The sequence below is a fragment of the Pseudomonas sp. 9AZ genome (assembly GCF_902506525.1).
GTDB classification, from domain to species: domain Bacteria; phylum Pseudomonadota; class Gammaproteobacteria; order Pseudomonadales; family Pseudomonadaceae; genus Aquipseudomonas; species Aquipseudomonas peli.
In genome coordinates, this window is sequence record NZ_LR733840.1 from 876,581 (window position 1) to 902,237 (window position 25,657).

21 protein-coding genes are annotated in these 25,657 nt (G+C 61.6%); 11 read left to right on the forward strand and 10 right to left on the reverse strand.

The annotated features are described in order from the left end of the window. Positions 1-49 precede the first annotated feature (49 nt). From ALTER154_RS04245 to ALTER154_RS04270, 6 genes are read left to right on the forward strand one after another with little or no spacing between them, the layout of a single operon-like run. Positions 50-772 carry an RDD family protein gene (locus ALTER154_RS04245; protein WP_160085386.1) on the forward strand — a complete coding sequence of 241 codons (723 nt, stop codon included), beginning with the start codon at positions 50-52 and terminating at the stop codon, positions 770-772. Next, positions 769-1,749 (forward strand): stage II sporulation protein M, encoded by a 981-nt coding sequence (locus ALTER154_RS04250; protein WP_160085387.1) that lies wholly within the window; start codon positions 769-771, stop codon positions 1,747-1,749. The genes ALTER154_RS04245 and ALTER154_RS04250 overlap by 4 nt, the downstream gene beginning before the upstream one ends. After that, on the forward strand, positions 1,736-3,325 hold the full coding sequence (locus ALTER154_RS04255; RefSeq protein ID WP_160085388.1) for a DUF4129 domain-containing protein: 1,590 nt from the start codon (positions 1,736-1,738) through the stop codon (positions 3,323-3,325). Before ALTER154_RS04250 ends, ALTER154_RS04255 begins: the two co-directional genes overlap by 14 nt. Continuing rightward, complete coding sequence (locus ALTER154_RS04260; protein WP_160085389.1) at positions 3,322-4,593, forward strand: DUF4350 domain-containing protein; 1,272 nt, start codon at positions 3,322-3,324, stop codon at positions 4,591-4,593. The genes ALTER154_RS04255 and ALTER154_RS04260 overlap by 4 nt, the downstream gene beginning before the upstream one ends. After that, positions 4,590-5,696 (forward strand): MoxR family ATPase, encoded by a 1,107-nt coding sequence (locus ALTER154_RS04265; protein WP_256665516.1) that lies wholly within the window; start codon positions 4,590-4,592, stop codon positions 5,694-5,696. The genes ALTER154_RS04260 and ALTER154_RS04265 overlap by 4 nt, the downstream gene beginning before the upstream one ends. Positions 5,697-5,736: 40 nt before the next feature. Beyond that, positions 5,737-7,068 (forward strand): DUF58 domain-containing protein, encoded by a 1,332-nt coding sequence (locus tag ALTER154_RS04270; RefSeq protein WP_160085390.1) that lies wholly within the window; start codon positions 5,737-5,739, stop codon positions 7,066-7,068. Positions 7,069-7,126: 58 nt separating this feature from the next. Here the strand turns inward: ALTER154_RS04270 and ALTER154_RS04275 are convergent, their stop codons facing one another. From ALTER154_RS04275 to ALTER154_RS04285, 3 genes are all read right to left on the reverse strand, one after another. Further along, a complete protein-coding gene (locus ALTER154_RS04275) occupies positions 7,127-7,864 on the reverse strand; it encodes a nitroreductase family protein (protein ID WP_160085391.1) in 738 nt (245 codons plus the stop codon). Positions 7,865-7,960: 96 nt separating this feature from the next. After that, complete coding sequence (locus ALTER154_RS04280) at positions 7,961-8,443, reverse strand: glutathione peroxidase (RefSeq protein WP_160085392.1); 483 nt, start codon at positions 8,441-8,443, stop codon at positions 7,961-7,963. A 226-nt stretch (positions 8,444-8,669) separates the two neighbouring features. Further along, positions 8,670-9,155 (reverse strand): peptidylprolyl isomerase, encoded by a 486-nt coding sequence (locus tag ALTER154_RS04285; protein WP_090248959.1) that lies wholly within the window; start codon positions 9,153-9,155, stop codon positions 8,670-8,672. Here ALTER154_RS04285 and ALTER154_RS04290 point away from each other — a divergent pair. The 4 genes from ALTER154_RS04290 (at position 9,124) to ALTER154_RS04305 (ending at position 13,949) form a co-directional block, all read left to right on the forward strand. Next, a complete protein-coding gene (locus tag ALTER154_RS04290; RefSeq protein WP_160085393.1) occupies positions 9,124-9,495 on the forward strand; it encodes a DUF3565 domain-containing protein in 372 nt (123 codons plus the stop codon). The genes ALTER154_RS04285 and ALTER154_RS04290 overlap by 32 nt on opposite strands. Beyond that, a complete protein-coding gene (locus tag ALTER154_RS04295; protein WP_160085394.1) occupies positions 9,496-10,683 on the forward strand; it encodes an acetate kinase in 1,188 nt (395 codons plus the stop codon). Positions 10,684-10,710: 27 nt separating this feature from the next. Continuing rightward, positions 10,711-12,804: a phosphate acetyltransferase gene (gene pta, locus ALTER154_RS04300; protein ID WP_160085395.1), complete on the forward strand. Its 2,094-nt coding sequence runs from the start codon at positions 10,711-10,713 to the stop codon at positions 12,802-12,804. Positions 12,805-13,043: 239 nt separating this feature from the next. After that, entirely contained in the window at positions 13,044-13,949 is a 906-nt protein-coding gene (locus ALTER154_RS04305; RefSeq protein ID WP_160085396.1) for an acyltransferase, read from the forward strand. A gap of 28 nt (positions 13,950-13,977) precedes the next feature. Here the strand turns inward: ALTER154_RS04305 and ALTER154_RS04310 are convergent, their stop codons facing one another. From ALTER154_RS04310 to ALTER154_RS04330, 5 genes are all read right to left on the reverse strand, one after another. Next, a complete protein-coding gene (locus tag ALTER154_RS04310; protein ID WP_160085397.1) occupies positions 13,978-16,128 on the reverse strand; it encodes an EAL domain-containing protein in 2,151 nt (716 codons plus the stop codon). Positions 16,129-16,205: 77 nt separating this feature from the next. After that, positions 16,206-19,967: a CHASE domain-containing protein gene (locus tag ALTER154_RS04315; RefSeq protein ID WP_160085398.1), complete on the reverse strand. Its 3,762-nt coding sequence runs from the start codon at positions 19,965-19,967 to the stop codon at positions 16,206-16,208. Positions 19,968-20,138: 171 nt separating this feature from the next. Continuing rightward, complete coding sequence (locus ALTER154_RS04320; protein ID WP_160085399.1) at positions 20,139-20,795, reverse strand: OmpA family protein; 657 nt, start codon at positions 20,793-20,795, stop codon at positions 20,139-20,141. 107 nt (positions 20,796-20,902) lie between these two features. After that, complete coding sequence (locus ALTER154_RS04325; protein WP_160085400.1) at positions 20,903-21,550, reverse strand: MBL fold metallo-hydrolase; 648 nt, start codon at positions 21,548-21,550, stop codon at positions 20,903-20,905. Between the two features lie 2 nt (positions 21,551-21,552). Beyond that, a complete protein-coding gene (locus tag ALTER154_RS04330) occupies positions 21,553-22,572 on the reverse strand; it encodes an AraC family transcriptional regulator (RefSeq protein WP_160085401.1) in 1,020 nt (339 codons plus the stop codon). A 388-nt stretch (positions 22,573-22,960) separates the two neighbouring features. Here ALTER154_RS04330 and ALTER154_RS04335 point away from each other — a divergent pair, with 388 nt between their 5' ends. Next, on the forward strand, positions 22,961-23,800 hold the full coding sequence (locus ALTER154_RS04335; protein ID WP_090248979.1) for a metal-dependent hydrolase: 840 nt from the start codon (positions 22,961-22,963) through the stop codon (positions 23,798-23,800). A 106-nt stretch (positions 23,801-23,906) separates the two neighbouring features. Here the strand turns inward: ALTER154_RS04335 and ALTER154_RS04340 are convergent, their stop codons facing one another. Together ALTER154_RS04340 and ALTER154_RS04345 are read right to left on the reverse strand one after the other, a co-directional pair. Further along, positions 23,907-24,848: an alpha/beta fold hydrolase gene (locus tag ALTER154_RS04340; RefSeq protein WP_160085402.1), complete on the reverse strand. Its 942-nt coding sequence runs from the start codon at positions 24,846-24,848 to the stop codon at positions 23,907-23,909. 79 nt (positions 24,849-24,927) lie between these two features. Then, the gene (locus ALTER154_RS04345) at positions 24,928-25,608 is read right to left on the reverse strand and encodes a TetR/AcrR family transcriptional regulator (protein WP_160085403.1); all 681 of its coding nucleotides are present in this window, start codon (positions 25,606-25,608) and stop codon (positions 24,928-24,930) included. Positions 25,609-25,657 lie beyond the last annotated feature (49 nt).

Sequence of the window (25,657 nt, forward strand, 5' to 3'; positions counted from 1 at the left end):
CCCTGCCTGCTGCTGGCTAGCATCGGGCTTTCCTCGACGCAGTCTGCCGATGTCGCCCACGCCAACCCCTGCTTCAGTCGCCGCTCGCCCGCTGCTGGATACCCGCTATAAGGTGGAAACACCGGAAGGCATCGACCTGATCCTGCGCCCAGCTGGGGTAGTGCCGCGCGCGTTGGCATTTAGCATTGACCTGCTGATTCGCGGTGCGCTGCTCGGCGCATTGTTTGCCGTGCTGGCGTTGCTCGGCCAGTTCGGTATGGGCCTGGGCACCATCCTGCTGTTTCTGGTGACCTGGTGGTACATGGTGCTGTTTGAGGTGCTCAACCAGGGCCGCTCACCGGGCAAGCAGATGATGGGCCTGCGGGTGATTCATGATGACGGCACGCCAATTGGCTGGGCCGCCTCGCTTACGCGCAATTTGCTGCGTTTCGTCGACATCCTGCCGTTTGGCTACACCCTGGGTATTCTCAGCTGCCTGAATCACCCAGCGTTCAAGCGCCTCGGCGATATCGCCGCCGGCACCTTGGTGGTTTACCGCGATAACGCCCCAGCAGCACCCGAGCTACCGCAAGCCGAGCCCATCCGTGCACCGTTCAGCATGAGCCTGAGTGAGCAGCGCGCCCTGCTCAGCTTTGCCGAGCGAGCGCAGAGTCTATCCAGTGCACGGCGTCAGGAGCTGGCAAGCATTCTTGCCGAGCCCTTGCAGGTACCTGCTGAGCTGGCCGAACAGCAGATCCACGGGATTGCCCGTGGCTTGTTGGGGCCGACATGAAACAGAGCCTGTTTGAACACCAGCACCAAGCCGAGTGGCAAGCCTTTAATGCGCAGCTAGAAGCCATTGAGCGCGGCAAGGCCGATAGCCAGCAATGCAAGGCCTTTGCCGCCAACTACCGCAGCCTGTGCCAGCACCTAGCCCTGGCCCAGAGCCGGGGCTATAGCAGCCACCTGATCGAGCAATTGCAGCTGCTGGCCATGCGCGGCCATCAGCAGTTTTATCGCCATCGCAGCCCACTGGGGGCGCAACTGCTCGGGTTTATCCTGGCTGGATTTCCACGCCTGGTGCGCGCCGAGTGGCGTTTTGTCGTGGTCGCCAGCCTGCTGTTTTTCGGCAGCCTGCTGCTGATGGGCACGCTGGTGTATCACTTCCCCGACCTAGTCTACGGGGTGATGGCGCCTGACCAGGTCGGCGAGATGGAAAAGATGTACGACCCCGACGCCAGGCGCATCGGCCGCTTCAGCGAACGCGACTCCGGCGATGACTGGATGATGTTCGGCTACTACATCATGAACAACATCGGCATCGCCTTTCAGACCTTTGCCAGCGGCTTGCTGTTTGGCCTGGGCAGCTTGTTCTTCCTGCTGTTCAACGGCCTGATGATCGGCGCAGTGGCCGGCCATCTGACGCAAATTGGCTACGGTGAAACCTTCTGGTCGTTCGTCATCGGCCACGGTTCTTTCGAACTCACCGCCATTGCCCTGGCCGGCGCGGCCGGCCTGAAGCTCGGCTGGGCGCTGCTGGTTCCCGGCCGCCTGCCACGCGGCGAGGCGCTGCGGGTCGCGGCCGGCAGCAGCGTGCGGCTGGTCGGCGGAGTGATCGTATTTCTGCTGCTGGCGGCGTTTATCGAGGCCTACTGGTCATCCATGGACCTGGCCAGCCCCGCGATCAAATATGCAGTCGGCGCTGGTCTTTGGCTGCTGGTGCTGGCTTATCTCCTCCTGGCTGGCCGAGGTGCACATGCGCCTGACTGATGCCAGCGTCGCCATCCGCCCCCGTAGCGCCTGGGAAGCCGTCGACCTCGGCGTGTTGCTGGCCAAACAGCAGGCCGGCCTGTTGATGCTCAGCTGGGCCTTGGTCACCGTGCCGATTTTCGCCCTGCTGTGCCTGCTGCTGTGGGATTACCCAAGCATCGCCGTACTGATTTTCTGGTGGCTGAAACCGGCTTTCGAACGCCTGCCACTGTACATCCTCTCGCATGCCCTGTTCGGCGCCACACCGAGCCTCAAGCAGGCGCTAAAAGCCCTGCCCGGTCTGCTCAAACCGCAACTGCTGGCCAGTTTGACTTGGCGCCGGCTAAGCCCCACACGCAGCTTCGACCTGCCGGTGATGCAGCTGGAAGGCCTGTCCGGCAAGGCGCGCAGCCAACGCCTGATTGTCCTCGGCCAGCGCGATGCCGGCGGTGCCAGCTGGCTCACCATCGTCGGCGTGCACCTGGAAATGGCGCTGTGGTTCGGCATTATCAGCTTCGTCTACATGCTGCTGCCGGCGCAGATTGAGCTAGACTGGACATGGGACAGCCTGATCAATGCGGCGTCTGGCGAGTGGCTATGGCTGGAACATCTGTCCAACCTGACCTACGTTCTGATGCTGATTCTCTGGGAACCGATCTACGTCGCCTGCGGCTTTACCCTTTACCTGAACCGCCGCACCGCTCTGGAAGCCTGGGACATCGAACTGGTCTTCCGCCAGCTACGCCAGCGCCTGACGGGCGTGGCTTATGCCCTGCTGCTGGGCTGCGGCCTGCTGTTGATGCAGCTGCCAAACAGCGCCATGGCCTCCGATACCCAAACCGCAACCGCAAGCAGCTGCCCGCTGCCGGTTGAAGACCCCATAGGGCCAGAAGCCGAGCGCCTGCTCAAGCAGCCGCTGACCAGCGCCGAAGCGCAAAAAAGCATAGGCCAGCTGCTCGATCAGCCGCCCTTCGAGCACCGTGAAACCGTCACCCGTTGGCGCCTCGGCGAAGAGCCCAAGGAGCCGAGCGAGGAAGACGCCAAAGCCCTGATCGAACTGCTGGAAAAATTCTTCAAACTCACCGAGTTCTGGAAAAGCGTCGATGCAGTGGCGCTGTTCTTCGAGGTGCTGCTGTGGGCGGCGCTGTTCAGCCTGATCGCCTGGTTGCTGTGGCGCTACCGCGACTGGCTGAGCGCCTTTGCCGGTCGCCTGCGTTTGCCGCAAACCCGCACCTATCAGCCACCTGAGCAGCTATTTGGCCTGGAAGTAGCCCCACAAAGCCTGCCAGCGGATGTCCCCGGTGAAGTGGAACGACTCTGGGATGAACAGCCACGCGCCGCCCTCGGCCTGCTTTACCGCGCCCTGCTCAGCCGTATGCTGCACGAACAGCGCCTGCCGCTGAAAAACTCGCACACCGAAGCCGAAGTGCTGCAACTGGTGCAGGCGCTGCAGCAGAAAGACCTCAGCCACTTCAGCCAGGCCCTGACCCGCCACTGGCAGAACCTCGCCTACGGCCATCGACTGCCGCCCGCGGCACTCAAACAGGGCCTGTGCAATGCCTGGCGACGCCTGTTCGAACAAGGGGCGCAGGCATGAACCGGCGTCTCCAGTTCCTCCTCGGTGCCGGATTACTGCTGGTGCTCGGCCTGCTCGGCATCTACTTGCTGGGCAAACTCACGCCCTATGAGGAGACCCTCGAGCACGGCCCCGCACCCGAGGCCCGGGCCAACCCTTACCTCGCCGCCGAGCATTTCCTGCGCAAACAGGGCCTGCAGATACAACGCGCCGATGGCCTGGAGGTCATGAAGGACCTGCCGAGCGCCGGGCAAACCCTACTGCTGCTCGGCGACCGCAACCGCATGACGCCCAAGCAGGCCGAACGCCTGCTGGCCTGGACGGCCAAAGGCGGCCACCTGCTGTTTGTCGCCGAGCGGCTGTGGGATGAAGAGGAAGGCAAAAGCGGCGATCTGCTGCTCGACAGCCTGGGCATCCAGCAATACGAAAGCGAAGAACTCGACGAAGATGCCAGCGAAGCAACGGAAGAAGACGCCTCGACTGAGGACACGGCCGACGCTGAGCCGCAGGCTGAAGCGGAAGCTGCGGCTGCGGCTGCGGCTGCGGCTGCGGCAGATGCAGCCACAGGTTCAGACAATGCCTACCCAGAACTGACCCAGCTGTATCTGGAAAACGAAGAGGCGCCGGCCTACTTCAACTTCGACACCGACTTCCACCTCTACGACTCCGAGAACCGTGCCCACGCTTGGGCCAACAGCGACGCCGCCACCCACCTGCTGCAGCTCTACCATGGCGATGGCCTGATCAGCGTGGTCAGCGACAGCTGGATCTGGCAAAACCAGGGCATCGGCGAATACGACAACGCCTGGTTGCTCTGGTACATGACCCAAGACAGCCAGGTCACCCTGCTCTACCGCGCCGACCGCGATGACCTGTTCAGCCTGCTGCTTGAGCACTTCCCCCAGGCATTGGTTGCACTCGTGCTGTTGCTAGCATTCGGCCTGTGGCATCTGGGCATGCGCCAAGGCCCGCTGCTGTTGCCCGCCAGCCGCAATCGCCGCCAACTGCAGGAACATCTGCGCGGTAGCGCTGACTTCCTGCTGCGCCACAACGGCCAGCACAGCCTGCTGCAAGGCTTGCAACAAGACATCCAGCGCCGCGCGCGGCATCGTCACCCCGGTTTCGAACGCCTTGCCGTGGCCGAGCAGTGGCAGGTGCTTAGCCGCCTGACCCGCCAGCCTTCTAGCGTTATCAGCCAAGCCATGCGGCCGTTGCCCAAGCAGCGCCTGGCTGCCGCCGACTTCACCCGCCAGGTCGCCAACCTGCAAACCCTCAGGAATGCCCTATGACGAGCGAACACACACCCGAACAGCAGGACAGCGAGATCGAATCAGCCCCTGTCGCCGCTGAAACTGTCGAAGCTGCGGCCACCGAAACGCCTGTACCGGCCCCAGCACCAGCTGCCCCGGCACCCGCAGCGGCGAATCCGAATGCGCAGCGCCAGCGCGCCAGCCAGCTGGCTCAGGCGCTGCGTGCGGAGTTGCAGAAAGCCCTGATCGGCCAAACGGCGGTGATTGATGATGTGCTCAGCGCCCTGATCGCCGGCGGTCATGTGCTGGTCGAAGGCGTTCCCGGCCTCGGCAAAACCCTGCTGGTGCGTGCCCTGGCGCGCTGCTTTGGCGGCGAGTTCGCGCGCATCCAGTTCACCCCGGACCTGATGCCCAGCGACGTCACCGGCCACGCTGTGTACGACTTGCAAAGCGAGCAGTTCAAACTGCGCAAGGGCCCGGTATTCACCAACCTGCTGCTGGCGGATGAAATCAACCGCGCCCCGGCCAAGACCCAGGCGGCGTTGCTGGAAGTCATGCAGGAACGTCAGGTCACCCTGGAAGGCCGCGCCCTGAATGTGCCGCTGCCCTTTATGGTGCTGGCCACGCAGAACCCGATTGAGCAGGAAGGTACCTACCCGCTGCCGGAAGCCGAGCTCGACCGCTTTATGCTCAAGCTGCGCATGGATTACCCCGAGCAGAGCGAAGAGCTGAATATGGTTCGCCAGGTGGCGCGCTCAAGCAAAGCCGACATGCTCGAAGTAACCCCGCTGCGCACCCTGCTGCAGGCCCGCGATGTACTGGCGTTGCAGAAAATTGCCAGCGACCTGCCGATTGATGAGCAGGTGCTCGACTACGCTGTGCGCATCGCCCGCGCCACCCGCACCTGGCCGGGTCTGGCCATCGGCGCCGGGCCGCGCGCCTCGATTGCCCTGGTACGCTGCGGCCGCGCCCGAGCGCTGCTGCGCGGCGGTGATTTCGTGCTGCCAGATGACATCAAGGGTTGCGCCCTGGCCGTACTGCGCCACCGCGTGCGGCTGTCGCCGGAGTTGGATATCGAAGGCCTGTCGGTGGATCAGGTGCTGCAACAGCTGCTCGACCAGGTCCCGGCACCGCGCCTATGACCCGCACTTGGCAAAAGCCCGCATTGAAAGGCGCTCTCGCATGAAACCCTCACGCGCGCTGCTGGCGCTGCTCGCCGGTCTGTTCGTGCTCGGCATTGCCCTGGGTATCTGCAGCGCCCTGGGCGTTGCCGTGCCGCGCAGCTTCACCCCGATTTACTGGGGCCTGCTGCTGATGCTGCTCGGTCTGACGCTGATCGACGCCCTGCTGCTGCGCCAAGTACCTTCGCCGCGCATCGAACGCCAGCTGCCCGGCAACCTGCCGCTTGGACGCTGGAGCGACGTGCGGCTGAGTCTGCACCATAGCTACACACGTGCGCTGCAGGTGGAGGTGTTCGACCATCTGCCCGGCGATATGGCCTTCGAGCACCTGCCGCTCAGGGTTGATCTGCACCCCGGCGAACAGACCCAGGTCAGCTACCGCGTACGCCCACTGCTGCGCGGGCATTTCTATTTCCCGCAGTGCGAAGTCAGCCTGCCCAGCCCCATGGGCCTGTGGCGGGCCCGGCGTTATCTGCCCGTAGCCGGTGAAACCCGCGTCTACCCAGATTTCGCCCGGCTTTACGGCGCGCAACTGATGGCGGTAGATGACTGGCTCAGCCAGCTGGGCGTACGCCAGCAGCAACGCCGCGGCCTGGGGCAGGAATTTCACCAGCTGCGCGAATTCCGCGACGGCGACACGCTGCGGCAGATCGACTGGAAAGCCACTGCGCGCAAACGCACACCGATTGCCCGCGAATATCAGGACGAGCGCGACCAGCAGATCGTCTTCCTGCTCGACTGCGGCCGACGCATGCGCAGCCAGGACGGCGAGCTGTCGCACTTCGATCACGCCCTCAACGCATGCCTGCTGCTCAGCTACGTAGCGCTGCGCCAAGGCGATGCGGTTGGCCTATCGACCTTTGCCGGCGAGCAAAACCGCTTCCTCGCCCCGGTCAAAGGCCAAGCGCAGCTGAATGTGCTGCTTAATGCCTTGTATGACCTGCGCAGCACCCAACAACCGGCAGACTTCACCGCCGCTGTGGAAAACCTGCTCAGCCGCCAGCGCCGCCGCGCCCTGGTGGTGCTGGTGACCAACCTACGTGATGAAGATGATCAGGCCCTGCTCGGCGCGGTCAAACGCCTGAGCCGCCAGCACCGCGTGCTGGTCGCCAGCCTGCGTGAGGAAGTGCTGGATACCCTGCGCCACACCCCGGTGCAGGACCTCTCCGGCGCCCTGGACTACTGCGGCACACTTGACTACCTGAATGCCCGCGCTGGCCTGCACGAACGCCTGATTGCCAACAAGGTGCCGGTGCTGGATGCGCGGCCGAGCGAACTGGGACCGCAGCTGGTGAGCAGTTATCTCGCCTGGAAAAAAGCCGGCGTTCTCTAGCACTGGCCACGCCAACGCCGACCTAGGTTGGCGTTGAGCGCCCCGCCCCAACCTACGGCTATAGCCACGTCACGTGCTGCTCCAACGGAAAGCGCAGACGCGGGTTGTACACGCCCTTCTCGTCCTGCTTGCCCACCGCCAGCAGCATGATCGGCAAGGCCTGGCGCGGGATGTTCAGCGTCTTGCGCAGGCGCACCTCATCGAAGCCTTCCATCGGGCAGGTGGCATAGCCATGGCTCTGGAAGGCCAGCATCAGGTTCTGCGCCGCCAGAGCCGTGGATTTCACCGCCCAGATGCGCATCTGCGCCTGGCTGTTAGGCGCGCGCATCAACGGTTTGCGCCAGGCTGCCACCCGCAGCAGCTGACGTTTGAACAGCCCAAACAGACCGAATGGGCCCTGGTTGTACTGAAAGGGTGCGGTCTTGTTGTAGAAGCTGCGAATCCGCGCAGGTACTTCCGGCTCCGGCCAATAGTCGATGATGTTCTGGCAAGCCTGCTTCCAGGTGTCCGGCCGCGCCAGTACGGCAATGATCAGCGGCGCCTTGGCGGCGTTCTGACTCATGCACACCGGGTGCAAGCGGGCCAGCAACGCCGGATCGCGAATCACTTGGAAACTCCAGGGCTGCAAGTTGCAGGAGTTGGGCGCGAGCACTGCCAGTTCTAGGCAATCACGCACCACCTCATCAGGCACCGCTTCGGCCTTAAAGCGGCGGACTGCGCGGCGACTTTCGATCAGCTCACGCAGTGCGGCGGGGGTCGCGGGAGAAATGGCGGTATCAGCGGGAAACAGGCTCATCAGGGGCATCCTCGGCAGGTTGCCCGATTAAGCCGCGATGCCCAGCCACGAACAAGCCGTATACCGGCTTAGTCCGCAGCCTTGGCGCAAATGGCCTTAACCCAGCGCCTTTTCGATCGCCTGGATCAGGCTCGGGTCATCTGGCGTGGTGCGCGGCGAGAAACGCGCCAGCACACGGCCGTCGTGACCGACGAGAAACTTCTCGAAATTCCAGGTGATGTCACCCGGGAACTCGGCGCCCTCGCCTGCCAGCAGGCGATACAGCGGATGGCGGTCCGGCCCATTCACTTCAAGCTTGCTGCCCAACGGGAAGGTCACGCCGTAGTTGAGGCTGCAAAACGCGCGAATGGCGTCCTCGCTGTCGGGCTCCTGCTCAGCAAACTGATTGCACGGCAGCCCGAGCACGCTGAAGCCCTGTCCTTTGTATTGCTGATAGAGCTTTTCCAGGCCCGCGTACTGTGGCGTCAGGCCACATTTGGAAGCCACATTGACCACCAACACCACCTGCCCCTTGAAGGGTGCCAGCGGCAGCTCTTGGCCATCCAGTGCACGCAGGTTGAGGTCGTGAAAGGCACTCATGGTCTAACTCCTTGAGAACACACAGGTTACGTATAGCGGACAAAAAATGGCCGGGAGCCATTTTTAACGTCGCACCGCGACGGCCCGCAGGGTGAGCCGCCAAGGATGGTGGCTCATAAAAAAGGCGCCTATCTGAAGGCGCCTTTCTTCTGTTGCAGCTTAGCAGTCAAGCCAACGGTTGATACGACCATAAGTCGACTCGTGGCGACCACATAAGGCTAAACCATCAATGATGATGACCGCCTTCGCCATGGATATGGCCATGCGCAACTTCTTCTTCGCTGGCATCACGCACGCTGACAACCTTGACCTTGAAGTGCAGGCGCTGGCCAGCCAGTGGGTGGTTGCCGTCAACGATCACGTCGTCGCCTTCCAGCTCACGGATAGTAACGATCTGCATGCCACCGTCCGGACCAGAGGCGTGGAACTGCATGCCGACTTCCAGCTCATCAACGCCTTCAAACATCGAGCGATTGAGGGTGGCTACCAGCTCGGCGCTGTATTCGCCGTAGGCATCTTCTGGCTCAACGGCCACGTCCAGCTCATCGCCAGCTTGCTTGCCCAGCAGGGCTTTTTCCAGGCCACCGATGATGTTGCCGGCACCGTGCAGATAAGCCAGCGGCGCGCCGCCTGCGGAACTGTCGATCACCTCACCGGCATCGTTAGTCAGGGTATAGTCGATGGAGACGGCCTTATTGGCGGCGATCAGCATGGGGCGAGACCTTTTGCTTGGAAATAAAGAGCGGGCAAGTTTACCCAAGGGCACGCGCGAAAGCGAACCGGACACAGACGGACGGCCACGCGCGGCCTCAGTGCGCGTGCTTGATTTTCGTCAGGATGAGCACGGCCATTGGGTGGCAGTATTGTCCTGCGGCCATACTCAGCACCTGCGCCACCAGCCGCCCTGGCAGAATCGCGCGTGGGTGCTGGATGCTCATCAACGCCAGGCGCACGTGGGAGAACTGTTCCTCTGCGGCTGGTGCGCGGCTGAAAATAGCGCAAGCGAGGCGACGACAGAACGCCCGAACCACGATTTGAACAAGGAGCGGTAAATGCCCGCACGCAATATTCTGGTGATCAACTGCGGCAGCTCATCAATCAAGTTTGCCCTGATCAACGAAGACCAAGATGCCTTTATTCTCAGTGGTCTGGCCGAACGCCTGGGCAGCCCGGATGCACAAGTCCACTGGCAACAAGGCGATAGCAAAGACAGCCTGATACTGCCCCATGCCGATCACCGCGCCGCCCTCGCCCAGGTGTTACCCCTGGTACAGGCCGCCGCTGGCGGTCAGTTGCACGGTATTGGCCACCGCGTGGTGCATGGCGGCGAGCATTTCACTGCTGCCTGTCGATTGGATGCGCTGAGCCTTGCGGCGATTCGCGCCACCGCGCCGCTGGCACCGCTGCATAACCCGGCCAACCTGTTGGGCATCGAAGCGGCGATCAAGCTGTTCCCCGACCTGACTCAGGTGGCGGTGTTCGACACGGCTTTTCACCAGACCCTGCCCGAACACGCCTATCGCTATGCCCTGCCCGAACACCTGTATCGCGAACACGGCGTACGCCGCTATGGCTTCCACGGCACCAGCCACCGTTTTGTCAGCCAGCGCGCCGCAGAAATGGCCGGGCTGCCGGTCAATGCCAGCAGCTGGCTGGTGGCACACCTGGGCAACGGCTGCTCGACCTGCGCCATCGTCGATGGACAAAGCCGCGACACCAGCATGGGCCTGACGCCGCTGGAAGGCGTAGTGATGGGCACCCGCAGCGGCGATGTCGACCCCAACCTGCACAGCCACCTGGCGCGCACCCTGGGCTGGAGCCTGGAGCAGATCGAAGCCATGCTCAATAAAGACAGTGGCCTCCAGGGCCTGTCTGGTTTATCCAACGACATGCGCACCCTGGAGCAAGCCCGCGAGCAGGGCCATGCCGGCGCCACCCTGGCCATCGAGGTGTTCTGCTACCGCCTGGCCAAATCCCTGGCAGCCATGAGCTGCGCACTGCCACAACTCGACGGCCTGGTCTTTACCGGCGGTATTGGCGAGAACTCGGCACTGATCCGCAGCAAAACCGTCACTCACCTGAAATTGCTCAACCTGGCCCTCAATGAGCAGGCCAACGCTCGCACCGTGCGCGGTGCGGCCGGGCCGATCCAGGCCCACGGGCACCCGCGCGTGCTGGTCGTACCGACCAATGAAGAACGACAGATTGCCCTCGACACCCTGGCGCTACTTGAAGCCTGACCGTCACCTGACTACTACGGAGCGCGAATGCACACTTTCTTTATTGCCCCCACCGGTTTCGGTGTCGGCCTTACCTCGATCAGCCTGGGTCTGGTCGGCGCCCTGGAGCGTGCTGGCCTCAAGGTCGGCTTTTTCAAACCCATCGCCCAGCCGCATCAGGGCGACATGGGCCCCGAGCGTTCCAGCGAGCTGATCGCCCGTACCCACGGCCTGCATTCGCCAAAACCGCTGGCCCTGGCGCATGTCGAGCGCATGCTCGGTGACGGCCAGCTGGATGAACTGCTGGAAGAAATCATCAGCCTCTATCAGCAGGCCGCTGCAGATAAAGACGTGGTGATCGTCGAAGGCATGGTGCCGACGCGCCAGGCCAGCTACGCCGCGCGGGTCAATTTCCACCTGGCCAAAAGCCTGGATGCCGAGGTGATTCTGGTCTCAGCGCCGGAACAGGAAAGCCTCAGCGAATTGAGCGACCGAGTGGAAATTCAGGCCCAACTGTTTGGCGGGCCAAAAGACGAGAAAGTGCTCGGGGTGATCCTCAACAAGGTACGCAGTGACGATGGTATCGAAGCCTTCGCCAATCGCCTGAAAGAACTCTCGCCACTGCTCAAGGGCGATGACTTCCGCCTGCTCGGCTGCATCCCCTGGCTGGAAGAACTGAACGCCCCACGTACCCGCGACATCGCCGACCTGCTCGGCGCGCGGGTGCTGAATGCCGGCGATTACGAGCAGCGGCGCATGCTGAAGATCGTGCTCTGCGCCCGCGCGGTGGCCAACACCGTGCAACTGCTCAAGCCTGGCACCTTGGTGGTGACGCCAGGGGACCGCGACGACATCATCCTCGCGGCCAGCCTGGCTGCGATGAACGGCATGCCGCTGGCCGGTTTGCTGCTGTGCAGCGACTTTGCGCCTGACCCACGCATCATGGAACTGTGCCGAGGCGCGTTGCAGGGCGGTTTGCCGGTGATGACGGTGAGCACTGGCTCCTACGACACCGCGACCAACCTCAACCGGTTGAACAAAGAAATCCCGGTCGACGACAAGGAGCGTGCAGATAAAGTCGCCGACTTCGTCGCCAGTCATATCGACCATGAATGGCTATTCGCCCGCTGCGGCACGCCACGCGAGCTGCGCATGTCGCCGCCGGCGTTCCGCTATCAGTTGGTGCAACGTGCCAAGGCCGCCAACAAACGCATCGTTCTGCCGGAAGGCAGCGAGCCACGCACCGTGCAGGCCGCGGCCATATGCCAGGCACGCGGCATCGCCCGTTGCGTGCTGCTGGCCAAACCGGATGACGTCCACGCGGTGGCCCGCGCCCATGGCATCGAGCTGCCGGAAGGGCTGGAAATCCTCGACCCGGATCTGATTCGCGAGCGCTATGTCGAGCCCATGGTCGAGTTGCGCAAGGGCAAAGGGCTGAACGCGCCGATGGCCGCCGCGCAACTGGAGGACACCGTGGTGCTGGGCACCATGATGCTCGCCCTGGATGAGGTCGACGGCCTGGTTTCCGGGGCGATCAACACCACCGCCAACACCATTCGCCCCGCCCTGCAGCTGATCAAGACGGCACCGGGCTATAAGCTGGTGTCGTCGGTGTTCTTTATGCTGCTGCCCGACCAGGTGCTGGTCTACGGTGATTGCGCAGTAAACCCTGATCCAACAGCAGTGGAGCTGGCGGAAATCGCCCTGCAAAGCGCGGCCTCGGCCAGCGCCTTCGGCATCATTCCTCGGGTGGCGATGCTCAGTTACTCAACCGGTGACTCCGGCAGCGGCGAAGAAGTCGAGAAAGTCCGCGAGGCCACCCGCTTGGCCAAGGCCATCGCCCCACAACTGCTGCTCGACGGCCCGCTGCAATACGACGCGGCGGCGATTGAAAGCGTCGGCCGGCAGAAGGCCCCTGGCAGCCCGGTCGCCGGCCGCGCCACGGTGTTTATCTTCCCCGACCTGAACACCGGTAACACCACCTACAAGGCGGTACAACGCAGCGCCGATTGCGTCAGCGTCGGCCCGATGTTGCAGGGTCTGCGCAAGCCGGTGAACGACCTGTCTCGCGGCGCACTGGTCGACGATATCGTCTTCACCATCGCCCTGACCGCAATCCAGGCCGCCAACCTGCCGCAGTGATGCGCAGCCAGGGCTGCTCAAAGGCGGCCCTGGCCAGGCAAAAGTGCTAAACATCCGCGAATCGCTGCGATAACCCATATTTCGAGGGGTTGCAGTTCGGTGCACAGACGTTAACCTGTGCGCCGACCGATCTGCGGTGCAAAACCGCAGGCGTAGATAAGTCGGGGATCAAGCCGCTTGAGCGCCACAGCAATGGCCCGCAACCAGCCTGGCCCCATTTTCTGGAGGCACCTGCCCCAATGCTGCATTTCCTGCCTGCTCCACTGCGCGGCCTGCTTGCCGGCCTGATGTTGGCACTCAATACCCTGTTCTGGTGTTGGCCGCTGTTTATCCTGGCACTGGTGAAACTGCTAGTCCCCATACCTGAGGTACACCGCATCCTGCGCTTTATGATGCACGCGAGTGCCGAAGCCTGGATTTCCATCAACAAGTTCTGGATGAACCTGGTCGGCCGAACGCATTGGGATGTGGCCGGGCTGAGTGGCTTCGATAAACAGCACTCATACTTAGTGACCAGCAACCACCAGAGCTGGGTGGATATTCTGGTGCTGCAATACCAGCTCAATCGGCGTATTCCGTTTCTCAAGTTTTTCCTCAAGCAGGAGCTGATCTGGGTGCCGGTGATTGGCTTGTGCTGGTGGGCGCTGGAATTTCCATTCATGAAGCGTTTCAGCAAGGAATACCTAGCCAAGCACCCGGAAAAACGCGGCCAGGACCTGGCCACTACGCGTAAGGCCTGCGAGCGCTACAAGACCAACCCGGTGTCGGTGTTCAATTTCCTCGAAGGCACGCGCCTGTCGCCGGCTAAGCACGCGCAACAGCAGTCACCGTTCAAGCACCTGCTCAAACCCAAGGCCGGCGGTATTGCCTTTGTGCTGGACGCCATGGGGGAGCAATTGCATAGCCTGGTCAATGTCACCATCCATTACCCACAAGGCAACCCCGGTTTCTGGGACCTGCTGTGCGGACGGATTGATCAGGTAGTCGTGCGTTTCGATCAGCTGCAGATTCCCAAGGAATTTATTGGCGGCAACTATGATCAGGACGAAGCCTACCGCTTGCAGTTCCAGCAATGGGTCAACCAGCTGTGGCTGGACAAGGATGCGCAGCTCGACGAGCTGAAGAAGCGCTATCCCGCGCGCTAAGCCGCTATCGCTGAATCCTCAAGCCCGCCTAACCAGCGGGCTTTTCGTTACGCAACGGCAAATTGTGCCAATCCAGCTGCGCGGGAAAGGTTTTGATCTGCTCGGCGTTTAACCCCGGCGCGACTAGAAAACCCTGCATGATTGCGCAGTTGTGCGCCGCCAGCCAATCACGCTGAGCCATGGTTTCCACGCCCTCGGCGATCACCTCCAATCCCAGGTTGCGGCCCAGGTCGATGATGGTGCTGACCACCGCAGCATCACGCGGCGAGTCGAGCATATTGGAGATAAACAGGCGATCGATCTTCAGCGTATCCAGCTCGAAATGTCGCAGGTAAGCCAGTGACGAATAACCGGTGCCGAAATCATCGATGGCGATCTTCACCCCGAGCTTACGCAACTGACGCAGCTGTTCCTGGCTGGTTTCCAGATCCTGCATCAACGCGCTTTCGGTAACTTCAACTTCCAGCTGCCGAGGGTTCAACTGGTGCTCTTCAAGTACCCGGCGCAGGTCGTCGACCAGCTGCGGCATGCCGAACTGCACTGGGCTGACATTCAGGCTAAGCACCAGCTCGTTGCCGAACTGCTGGCTCAGCTGTTGGCATTTTTCGATCCCGGCCTTGAAGATCCAGCCGCCCAGGCGGTTGATCAGACGAGTCTCCTCCAGCAGCGGAATAAACACCCCCGGCGCCACGGTGCCGGCAACCCGATGCTGCCAACGCAGCAACGCTTCGAAGCCACGCAGGCGCCCGCTCTCCAGGTAAATCTGCGGCTGGTAGACCAGGACGAAATCATCATTCTCGATGGCGTTGCGCAGGCTTTCCTCAAGCATCAACCGTGAGCGTGCGCGGCCGTTCATTTCCTGTGAGAAGAAACGGTACTGCTGACGACCGGTGCGCTTGGCCTCGTACATGGCCATGTCAGCGGCGCGCAGCAAGCCTTCCACGGTTTGCCCACACTCGGGAAAACAGGCAATGCCCACACTGGCGCCCAGAGTCACCTCGATGCCGTCGAGGTTATGTCGCACCGACACCTGCTCGATCAGTTTTTCGGCGATGCGCGCGGCGTCTTCCGGATGTTCCAGACTGTCGAGCAGGGCAGTGAACTCATCGCCGCCAATCCGCGCCAGGCTGTCATAGGGGCGCAGGCTGGCCTTTAGCTGTTCACCGACCAGTTTGAGCAAGCGGTCGCCCACGTCGTGGCCGAGGGAGTCATTGATCCGTTTGAAGCCATCCAGATCAAGATAAAGCACCGCCATACGCTGGCCGCTGCGTTCGATCCGCGATAACGCCGACTCCAGCGCCTGATAGAAACCACGCCGGTTGAGCAGGCCAGTCAGGGCATCAGTAATCGCCTGTGACTCCAGTTGCTGATGCAGATGGCGCACAACCGACATATCCAGCGCCATCACCACCATGGCGTGCTGCAGACGCGGCAAGGGTGAACAAGACAGCGCCACCGGCACCTGCCCGCCGTTCAGCGTGCGCAGGTTGGCGTCATGCAGGCGATAGGCCTCACCGCGCCGCCACTGCAGGTAAAACTCGGACAACCGCCAGTCACTGGTGACTTGCGGACTAACCAGATAGGAGAGCATTTCACTGCCTTCCAGATCGTTTATCGAGCCCTCAAGCATGCGTGCCATGGCCGGGTTGGCGAAATTGATCCGACCATCCTCGCCCACCACCATGATGCCTTCGGCGGCGTTGTCCAACACCGAGGCGTTAAACGCCCGCGCGGTGTCCAGTTGCTGGGTCAGTTGCAGCAGCTCGCTGCGGTTGCGCTCATGTTCGAGCAGGGCGTGAATCTTATGGCGCAAAACGCTGGAATCGAAGGGCTTGAGCATGAAATCCACTGCGCCGGTGGCGTAGCCCTTGATCACCGAATCCTGAGTCTGCGCGATGGCAGAGACGAAGATAATCGGGGTGTAGCGCGTACGCGGGTTACCACGCATCAGCCGCGCCACCTCAAAGCCGTCCATGTGCGGCATCTGCACATCCAGCAGCACCAGGCCAACGTCCTCTTCGAGCATGCACTGCAAGGCGCTCTCGCCCGAGTCGACACAACGCAGTTGCCAGTCGCCCTCCTCCAGCAGAGCTTGCATGGCCACCAGGTTTTCCTGACGGTCATCCACCACCAGCAGAATCTGCGTGCTGGGCACGCTCTTCAGCTGTACATGTGCCATAAATCCTCCCTTGTCCCTGGCGAGCGTCTTGCGACTCCTGTTGCGGTTGAGGTTGAGGTTAGCAGGCCACAGCGAAACTATTGCGGTGGTGCAGCAGATGCTGCAAATGAGCCGTTTTGCGGACCGTTGTTGGCCAGCCAACGCACCAGTAAATCCAGCAAGGCCTCGCGACTGACCGGTTTGGCCAGGTAGTCATCCGCGCCTGCGGTGATGCATTTCTCCCGGTCACCTTTCATCGCATGGGCGGTCAGGGCGATGATCGGAATGCTGCACCCATGCTCGGTCTTGAGTAAACGGGTGGCGGTGTAGCCGTCCATGGTCGGCATGGCCATGTCCATCAGGATCAGGTCAAACGGCTCGCGCTGATAACAGTTGATGGCCTCCTGCCCGTCCTTGACTGAGCTGACAATCAGCCCGACCTCATCAAGCAGGGCCGTCAGGGCGTAAACATTGCGCACGTCATCATCGACCAGCAGCACGCGCCGGCCCTCCAGCGGATTCTCGGCGCGTGGCGCTCCCAGCCGCGTGGGGTTGCGCACGCTGCCCAGGAAGCCTTGCACGGCCTCACTCAGGTCCTGCATGTCCTCACCATGCTTGTGCACCACCACCGCGCTGTAACGACGCAAGCGCTGCAAGGCCTGGCGGGTGACATCCACCCCGGTATTGATCACAACACGCGTGCCATTCAGCGGGCGCTGCCGGTTAAGGGTTTCCAGCAGTTCAAAGCCATCCTGATCAGGCAGATCAAGGTCGATCACCAACGCACTAAAAACTCCGCTGGCATAAGCTCGCTGCGCTTCATCAGCTCGCGCGCAGGCTTGCACGTCAAAGCCCAGCTGCTGCAGATGCTCGCGGTAATGTTCGCGCTCAACCTCAACATCCTCGACCAACAGCAAGCGCTGGGCAGGCGACGGGGCAAGCTGTTGCAAGTCGACAAACACCTGCTCCAGATCAGCCCGCTGAATCGGCTTGACCAGATAGCGCGTGCCGTCATCATTCCAGTCCACCGGTTGCGGCACGCAGGAGATGATGTGCACCGGCGTGATGCGGTGGCTGGCCTGGCTGCGCAGGCGGCGAAACAGCTGCCAGCCGCTGATATCCGGCAGCAGAATATCCAGGATCACCGCGCTGAAGCACTCGCTCTGCAGCAAGTTGAGGGCTTGCACCCCAGAACGGCAATGCACACTGGCAAAACCGTGGGCGTGTGCCTCCTCGGCCAGTACCGCCGCAAAATTCACGTCGTCTTCAACAATCAGTACAGCTGGGCCCTCACCACTGCGCTGCGGCGCGTCCACGGCCGACTCCACCTGAGTCTGCGCCACCACCCGCACCGGCAGTTGCACGGTAAAGCAGGAGCCCTCGCCTAAGGTGCTTTGCAGGTTGATCTCGCCGTCCATCGCCAGCACCAGCTGACGGGTAATGGCAAGCCCCAGACCCGTGCCACCGAAGCGCCGACTCGTAGAGCCGTCGATCTGCTGAAAAGCCTGAAAAATCTGCTCATGCTGCTCGGCAGGGATACCGATCCCACTGTCGCGCACGCTGAAATTGAGCAGCTCATGTCCCTCCTCCGGCTCACCGCTGGCGCAGGACACCGTCAGGCTCACCTCGCCGTGCTCGGTAAACTTCAATGCGTTGGACAGCAAGTTACGCAGGATCTGCTGCAGGCGAATGCGGTCGGCGTGAATCACCCGCGGCACCCCGGCTTCCAGCTGGGTATGCAGGCGCAATCCTTTGATCTCCGCCATCGGCCGTAAGCTGGCATCCAGCTCAACGAGAATATCCTGCATGCTCAGCGGTTCGAGCTTGAGCTGCATGCGTCCGGACTCGACCTTGGCCAGGTCCAGCACATCGTTAATCAATTGCAGCAGGTCACTGCCGGCACGGTGCACGATATCGGCATGTTTGGCCTGCTTCTCGGTCAGGTTGCCGGCACTGTTCAGGCGTAGCTGATCGCTGAGGATCAGGATGCTGTTGAGCGGCGTGCGCAGCTCATGGGACATGTTGGCAAGAAATTCCGACTTGTAGCGGTTGGCCAAAATCAGTTGCTCGGCCTGATCACGCAGGCGTTGCTCGGCGGCCTTGCGCTCGCTGATGTCGATGATCACGGCCTGCACCAAGGCATCTTCACTGCCTCGGATTGGTGATAATCCGACCTCCAGCGGAATCTGTCGGCCATCACGGTGCAGGCCAAACAGCTCGCGGTTATTACCCATGCGCCGCGGTTCCGGGTTGCGCTGATAGTCCTGGCGCATCGGCACATGGCTGCTACGCAAAGCCGTGGGCAGCAGGATCTCCACCGGTTGTGCCAGCAAGGCTTCGCGGTCGTACCCGAACAACTGCTCGGTCTGCCGATTGACCATGGCGATGCAGCCGTTCTCGTCGATCAACACAATGGCGTTGGGGGAGGCCTCGACCACCAGGCGAAAGCGCTCTTCGGCGCCTTTGCGGGCGCGCAGGTCAATCAGGTTGATCAGGTAATTGACCCCGCCTGAATCGCCCAACACGCTCAGACTGAGTGCCACCGGGACTTCTTCCCCAAGGTCGCGGCGCGCCTGGTACTCGTTGGACAACTCCGCGCTGTCACGATCAATCGCCAGCGAACTGAGCTGCTCGATACTGGGCAAAAAGCGCTTGACCCGCTCACCGACCAACCCTTCGGGCGTTGAGTCGAGTAAATCGGCGGCGCTGCGGTTGGCCATTTCGATCCGCCCCTGGGCGTTACACAGCAAGGTGGCTACGGGCAGACGCTCGATCAACAGACGGAAGCGCTCTTCACGCTCACGCAGTTGGTCGGTCGCCAAGTGGCTGGCGTGCAACTCACGTTCACGCAGGTACAAGTAGCCGCCAACCAGCAAGGCCAGCAAGGCGGCAGCCACCAGCCCCAGCCATAGGCTGGCATGCCCCTCTAGGTTGACCTGCGCAGCGTCATAGACGGCCGTGCTGCTAACTTCCAGCAGCCAATTACGCCCGTACAAGGGCAGTTCGATGGCATGACGGAACGAGGCTTCCGCGTCAACGCCTTCTATGCCACCGCTGAGCAACAGCATGTCGGGAGCCTGCTGATCCCTCAAGGTGATGGCAAAACGGCTGGACTGGGCGCCCAGAATCCCTTCCATCAAATCATGGCTGCGAAAGACGGCGTGGAGCATGCCGAGCACAGCAGCGCGCCGCTCTTCGGGGGTACTCAGCGGCCTGCCAGGCTGGTACACCGGCAGGTACAACAGTACGCCGGCCTGCACATTTTCTTCGGTTTCCTGCAGCAGGGTGACCGGCGCGCTCAGGGTTGCAACGCCACTGTCCATGGCTTGATCAACCGCCGCTCGGCGCACGGCCTCGCTGAGCATGTCAAACCCCAGAACCCGTCGATTGCGCCAGTCCAAGGGGCTGATGTAATCAATTAATAGGTAGTGTTCACGCTGCCCCGGCGGGAACACACGAAAGTTCTCACGCCCAGCCGCATGCTCCGCGGCGAGGAACGCTTCAAGCTGCTCATGAGCCAGGTAACGGGACCACGCCAGCCCCTGAATACCGGGGTATCGATCCTGCAACTGCAGCTGATCAATCGCGCGCTCCCATTCTTCACGCGACACATAGTCACTGCCCGTCATCAAGCCCGACGTACCGCGCAGCACCATTTCATAAGCCTGCATGCGACTGATGACGCGCTGGCTGATGTCCAGCGCTTCCACCTCAAACTGTTGCTGGCGCTGTTGATGGTCACGCTGGTTCCAAGCATGCCATTGCCAGAGCGACACGCTGCCAAGGCTGACCAGCACCAACAGAGAGGCCCACAACGGTAGCCAGGGTTTGCGGGCGAGAAATATGAGTCGATCGTCCATGCGCTCTCCAGTCATCGTCCATGTCGGCGCAGTTTGGGCACTGCGGCAGCAGGGTTGAAATGAACCACTGCCAGCAGTCTAGTCACGATTTGAACGGCTGACCGAGCCTGAATCGCAGGCACAAAAAAGCCGCGCACTCGACTGAGTGCACGGCTTTTTTACAGCTTGCAGTTACAGCGGACGCAGGTTGATTTCTACCCGGCGATTCTGTGCGCGACCGGCTTCATTGGCATTGCTGGCAATCGGCTGATTCGGACCGGCGCCATAAGACGACAACCGCGAAGCCGCAACGCCATTGGCGCTTAGGTAAGAGGCGACGCTCTGCGCACGACGGTTGGAGAGGTTCTGGTTCAACTCCAACGAGCCGGTGCTGTCGGTATGGCCGACGATATCCACACCGTTCTTATCAAACTCCTTGAACACCTTAACCAGAGAATTGAGGGTTGGATAAAAGCTGCTGGAAATATCCGCCGAGTTGCTGGCAAAGGTGATGTTGCCCGGCATGATCAGTTTAAGGTCATCGCCATTGCGCTGCACTTGCACGCCAGTGCCCTGCAGGGTCTGGCGCAACTTGGCTTCCTGGGTGTCGACGTAATAGCCGTAGCCACCACCAGCCGCACCACCCACTGCTGCACCGATCAAGGCACCTTTGCCGCGATCCTTTTTGCTCGATGTGGCTGCGCCAATCACCGCACCGGTGACTGCGCCAACACCACCGTAGATGCCCGCTTTGCCTGCCTCGCGCTCACCGGTATAGGGGTTGGTGGTACAGCCGGCGAGTACGCCAAGACCGAGGGTCACAACAGCCAGATTTCGCCAAAGTTTCATGCGTACTTCCTTTGAATATCGGATCGGGACAAGCTTACCGTCGGGTTTCGAGCCCAATACCTGGCTAAAGTTCACTGCCAGGGATCATTGCGCCGACCAGCAACCGGCTAAGCACGAACAAATGGATTCTCACGCATCTCATCACCGAGGCGCGTATCGGCACCGTGCCCCGTAACCACGGTGGCGTCTTCATCCAAACTGTACAACCGCTGCTTGATCGAACGCTCGATGGTCGAATAATCCCCACCCCACAAATCTGTCCGGCCAATGCCGCGCTTGAACAGGGTGTCACCGGCGATCAGCAACTTGGCATCGGCAAACCAGAAGCTCATCGAACCTGGCGTATGCCCCGGCGTGTGCAACGCCACACCACAGCCGCAAGCCAGCTCCTCGTCATCACTGAGCCACTGATCCGGCGCGGGAACCGGCGTGTAAGGCACACCAAACATGCGGCACTGCATTTCCAGGCTGTCCCAAAGGAACTGGTCTTCTTTATGCAAATGCAGGGTCGCGCCGGTCTTCTCCTTCATCTGCCCGGAGGCGAGGAAGTGATCCAGATGCGCGTGGGTATGGATGATGCTCACCACCTTCAACCCGTGCGCCTCCAGACGCGCCATGATCAGATCAGGATTGCCACCGGGATCGACCACAATGGCCTTCTTGGTCACAGGGTCACCGATGATCGTGCAGTTGCACTGCAAAGGCCCGACGGGGAAGGTTTCGCGGATCAGGGTCGGGGTTGCGGCAGAACTCATGGTTATTCCTCAGCGCGGTAATCGCTGGGCAGTTTACCCGTCCATTTCTTGAACGCACGGCGAAAATTCGACGGGTCGCTGAAGCCCAGCAGGTAAGCGATTTCATACAACGGCAAGTGGGTGGTGGTGAGGTATTGCAGGGCCAGGCTCTTGCGTACTTCATCAAGCACTTGCTGGTAGCTGGTGCCCATGCTGGACAGGTGTCGGCGCAGGCTGCGGCCACTGGTGTGCAGGGCACTGGCGGCGCTAGCCAGGTCGGGGAAGTCGCCGGGCCGCGCCAGCAGTAAGCGGCGCACGCGGGTCAGTAGCCCGTCTTGTACATCCAGGCTTGCCAGCAGGGCTTCGCATTGTTGCTCGCACATTTGCACCGTGGCCGGGTTTGCCAGCGCCATCGGCCGGTCCAGGTAGGTGATCGGCATGCTCAGGCGGTGATAGGGCTGTTCAAACGCCACCGCGACGCCGAACAGCCGTTCATAGCGCTCGGCGTAATGCGGCGCGGCATGGGCAAAGCCCACTTCGACCTCCTGCAAACGCTCGCCCACCAGAAAGCGCGCAATGGTGTAGAGGCTGGTCAGCAAACCTTCAGCAGCAAAGCGACTGAGCGGACCCAATGGCATGGTCTCACTGGCGCGCAGTTCGATCCGCGCGCCCAGCTCGACCATTTCCAGTTCGTAGGTCAGGCCAAGTACGCGGTAATACTTGAGGGCGAACTGCATGGCCTTGCCCAGGTTGGCGCTGGAGAGCACCGCATAACCGAGGATGCCGTGGGTCGAGACATTCAGCCGCTGGCCTAGCAGCAGGCCAAGCGCTGGTTCATCACACAAGCGCAAAGCGCTGCTGGTGAGCTGGGTGAAATCAACAAAGGACAACCGCCCCTGCGGGTTGCCCAGCACTTCGGCGCGCACCCGCGCCTCGGCAAACAGCTGCGCGCGCGGTACGCCCAGCTCCTCGACCAGGTCGAGCAAGGCGGCGGCGTAGGCAACGGGAACCAGTTCAGCGGAGAAATTCAATGATGGCTTCATGGGCTTCTTATTATCTGGCCAGATATGACCACTGGCAGCGACGATAACCTTGTTCGACAAAAGCCGACAAGGGCACCCCGCCGCACCGTGCCACGTCAGTCGCCTGCGTCGGTTGTGCGAAGGCTTTGGCCATACTCAGGACTTAATCGACCGATCACCACAACCGAAGGTTGGGCGCACGCGGGCCACGAAATCCCTCAACGCCCTGTAAGCCCTCTAGCACTGCGGCTTGGCATCATGGCCACGGCTCCAATAAACCATTACGTTTGGTACACACGTGCAATATTGGCCACATATGACCGAAAGATTGGCTGTTGTGAACCTTTGCCGAAGCATGGGGCGAATCCATAGTTAGGCCACGCTTCAGTCACAGACTCAGGGAGTCAGCATGGTCAGCACTACCCCGGCAGGTTTGCAGATTCGTCCACGGCATATGGATTTCGATTTCCCCAACCCGCTGCCGCGCCACTGGCACAGCGGTGATGCCTTCAAAAGCCATCTGTTCGACGCCATGTCGGTGTTGTTCCCCGACGGCGAGCGCTTCTTTATCGACTCGGTGCGGCACTTCCGCGACCAGATCGATGACCCGGTGCTGAAAGAGCAGATCCGTGGCTTTATCGGCCAGGAAGGCCACCACAGCCGCGAGCATCTGGAATACAGCAATCGCCTGCGCGACCTGGGTTACAACATCACCCGTATCGAAAAGCGCGCGCAGGCACGTATTCGCTATACCCAGAAGAAGTTCTCGCCGCAGCGGCAACTGGCGGCCACCGCCGCGCTGGAACACATCACCGCGATCATGGCCGACGGCCTGCTCAAGGACCCGAAACACCTGGAAGGTGCCCACCCCACCATGGTGCGCCTGTGGCGCTGGCACGCGCTGGAGGAAACCGAGCACAAGGCGGTGGCCTTCGACGTGTACAACCAAGTTTGCGGCAGCCGTAAACTGCTGCGTCGGGCGATGATCATGGGCACCTTCTTCTTCGTGCTCGATACCACTCGCGGCCTGGCGCATATGCTCAAACAGGACGGCCTGCTGTGGAACTGGCGCGTGTGGCGCGACGGCATTCAGTGGATGTGGGGCAAGGAAGGCGTGTTCCGCCCGCTGATCAGCACCTACCGCGATTTCTTCAAACCCAACTTTCATCCCTGGGAGCACAACAACCTGGAGCTGCTCTACCAGACCCGCAGCGAATTCGACCTGCCCGTGCAAAGCCAGGCGGCCTGAGCCAAACGCTGAAGTACAACGACAAGGGAGCCAGCTGGCTCCCTTTTTTATTCTTCTTTATTTACCGATTGCGACAGCGCTGCCGCCGCAGTCGGACTCTGCTTTATCAGCCCTGGAGAAAGCGCAGGGCATCAGCCGCGCTTTGCTGCGGGATTTCTTCCATCGGAATATGCCCAACACCCGGATAGGTTTTCACCTGAATCCCCGGCAGGTCACGTTGCCAGAGCGGCACATGCTTGGGTGAAATCCAGCGATCACGCTCGCCCCACAGCAGCAGGGTTGGCGCCTGAATCTGTGCGACCCGCGCCGAAGTACCGTGCAGCTCTTCCTTATTGACCTTGAGCAGCACGCGGAAGATATCCATCATCGCCCGGCGATTGCCCGGCCGGCGCGTCAGGTCGTTGTAACGATCCACCACGCCCGGTTTGATCCGTGCCGGTTCGCCGTAGACTTCTTTGATGCCCTGGGCGATCAACGCACGTGGCATCCACATCGGCATCGCCACGGTGGCACCAGGCAAGGCAGCGGCGGCAATCATCCACGGCACCTTGTGCATGTGATAACCGGCCGGGTCGATCAGTACCAGCTTCTCAACCCGCTGCGGCTGCGCCAGGGCGAAGTTCCAAGCGATATAACCGCCCAGCGAGTTGCCGACAATCGACGCCTTGCTCACGCCGAGGTAGTCGAGCAGCAGGCCGAAGACCTTGATCATTCGCTCAGCGGAATACACACCATCACGGGCCGGGCCGGTGAGGCCGAAACCCGGCACATCGAAGCGAATCACCCGGTAATCAGCGGCAAAGGCTGGCAACCAGTCATCCCAGGTGTGCAGCGAGGCGACCACACCGTGGATCAAGACCAGCACCGGCTTATCGCGGCTGCCCTCGTCGCGGTAGTGCAGATTGAAACCGTCGAGTTCGATGTAACGCGAGCCATTGGCGGCATTGCCATAGCGCGCTTTGAGGCGCTCCAGCGGCAGGGCGCCGAAGCCCAGACGGGCAAAACCGGCCGCCAGCGGTGGCGTCAGCGAGAGACTGGAAGCAGACATGCAGGCACCTCTAGATTGTTGTTATGGGAAAGACGTATCCGGTCTATCAGAGCACGCCCACTTAAACCTGACGCCTAACCTAGGTTGAGCGGGGCGCAGGACACAGCGAGGCGATCAGCAGCTCACTGAGCACGCGCTTGGCTTGTTCGATTTCCGCGCGACTGGCGGCGCGGCCAAGCAGTTCCAGTGATGCCGCTTCCATGGCCCAAATCAGCGCGCGGTAGGTCAGCGGCTCGGCGGTTTGAGTATCGCCATGCAGACGCTCAGCCAGCAGCCGCGCCATCTCGGCATGTGCCCGCTGGCGGTGGGCGGCCAAAGGTGAGTCGGCGCGCAGAGCCTCTTCCTGCATCAGGCGAATAATCGGCCCGACCGCCAGGTGATAGTCGAAATAACGACCGACCATGCCCTGCAACCAGGCCTGCGGGCTGCCGGCGATGCTCTGCATTTCACTGAAACGCGACAACAGCAGGGACACCGCCGTCTGGTAGATGCCTTCTAGCACTTGCATCTTGTTCTCGAAGTACTTGTAGAAGGTGCGGCGCGACACATTGGCCGCCGCCAGCAGGTCATTCACCGTGGTATCTGCCAGGCCCTTGCGCGCAAACACCGGGATCGCCGCCAACTGGATATTGGTGCGCTGTAGATGGCCAATCAGCGGCCCGTCGCCATCCTGTTCCTGCTGCTGGGCCACCGCGCCGTAACCACCCAGATCCTCAAACACCGCACGAACAGCACCGAGCTCAGCCAAGGCTTGCTGCATTGCACACTTCCCAACCAAGGCGCGGGTGACGCAGCAGAGCAAGCTGGTT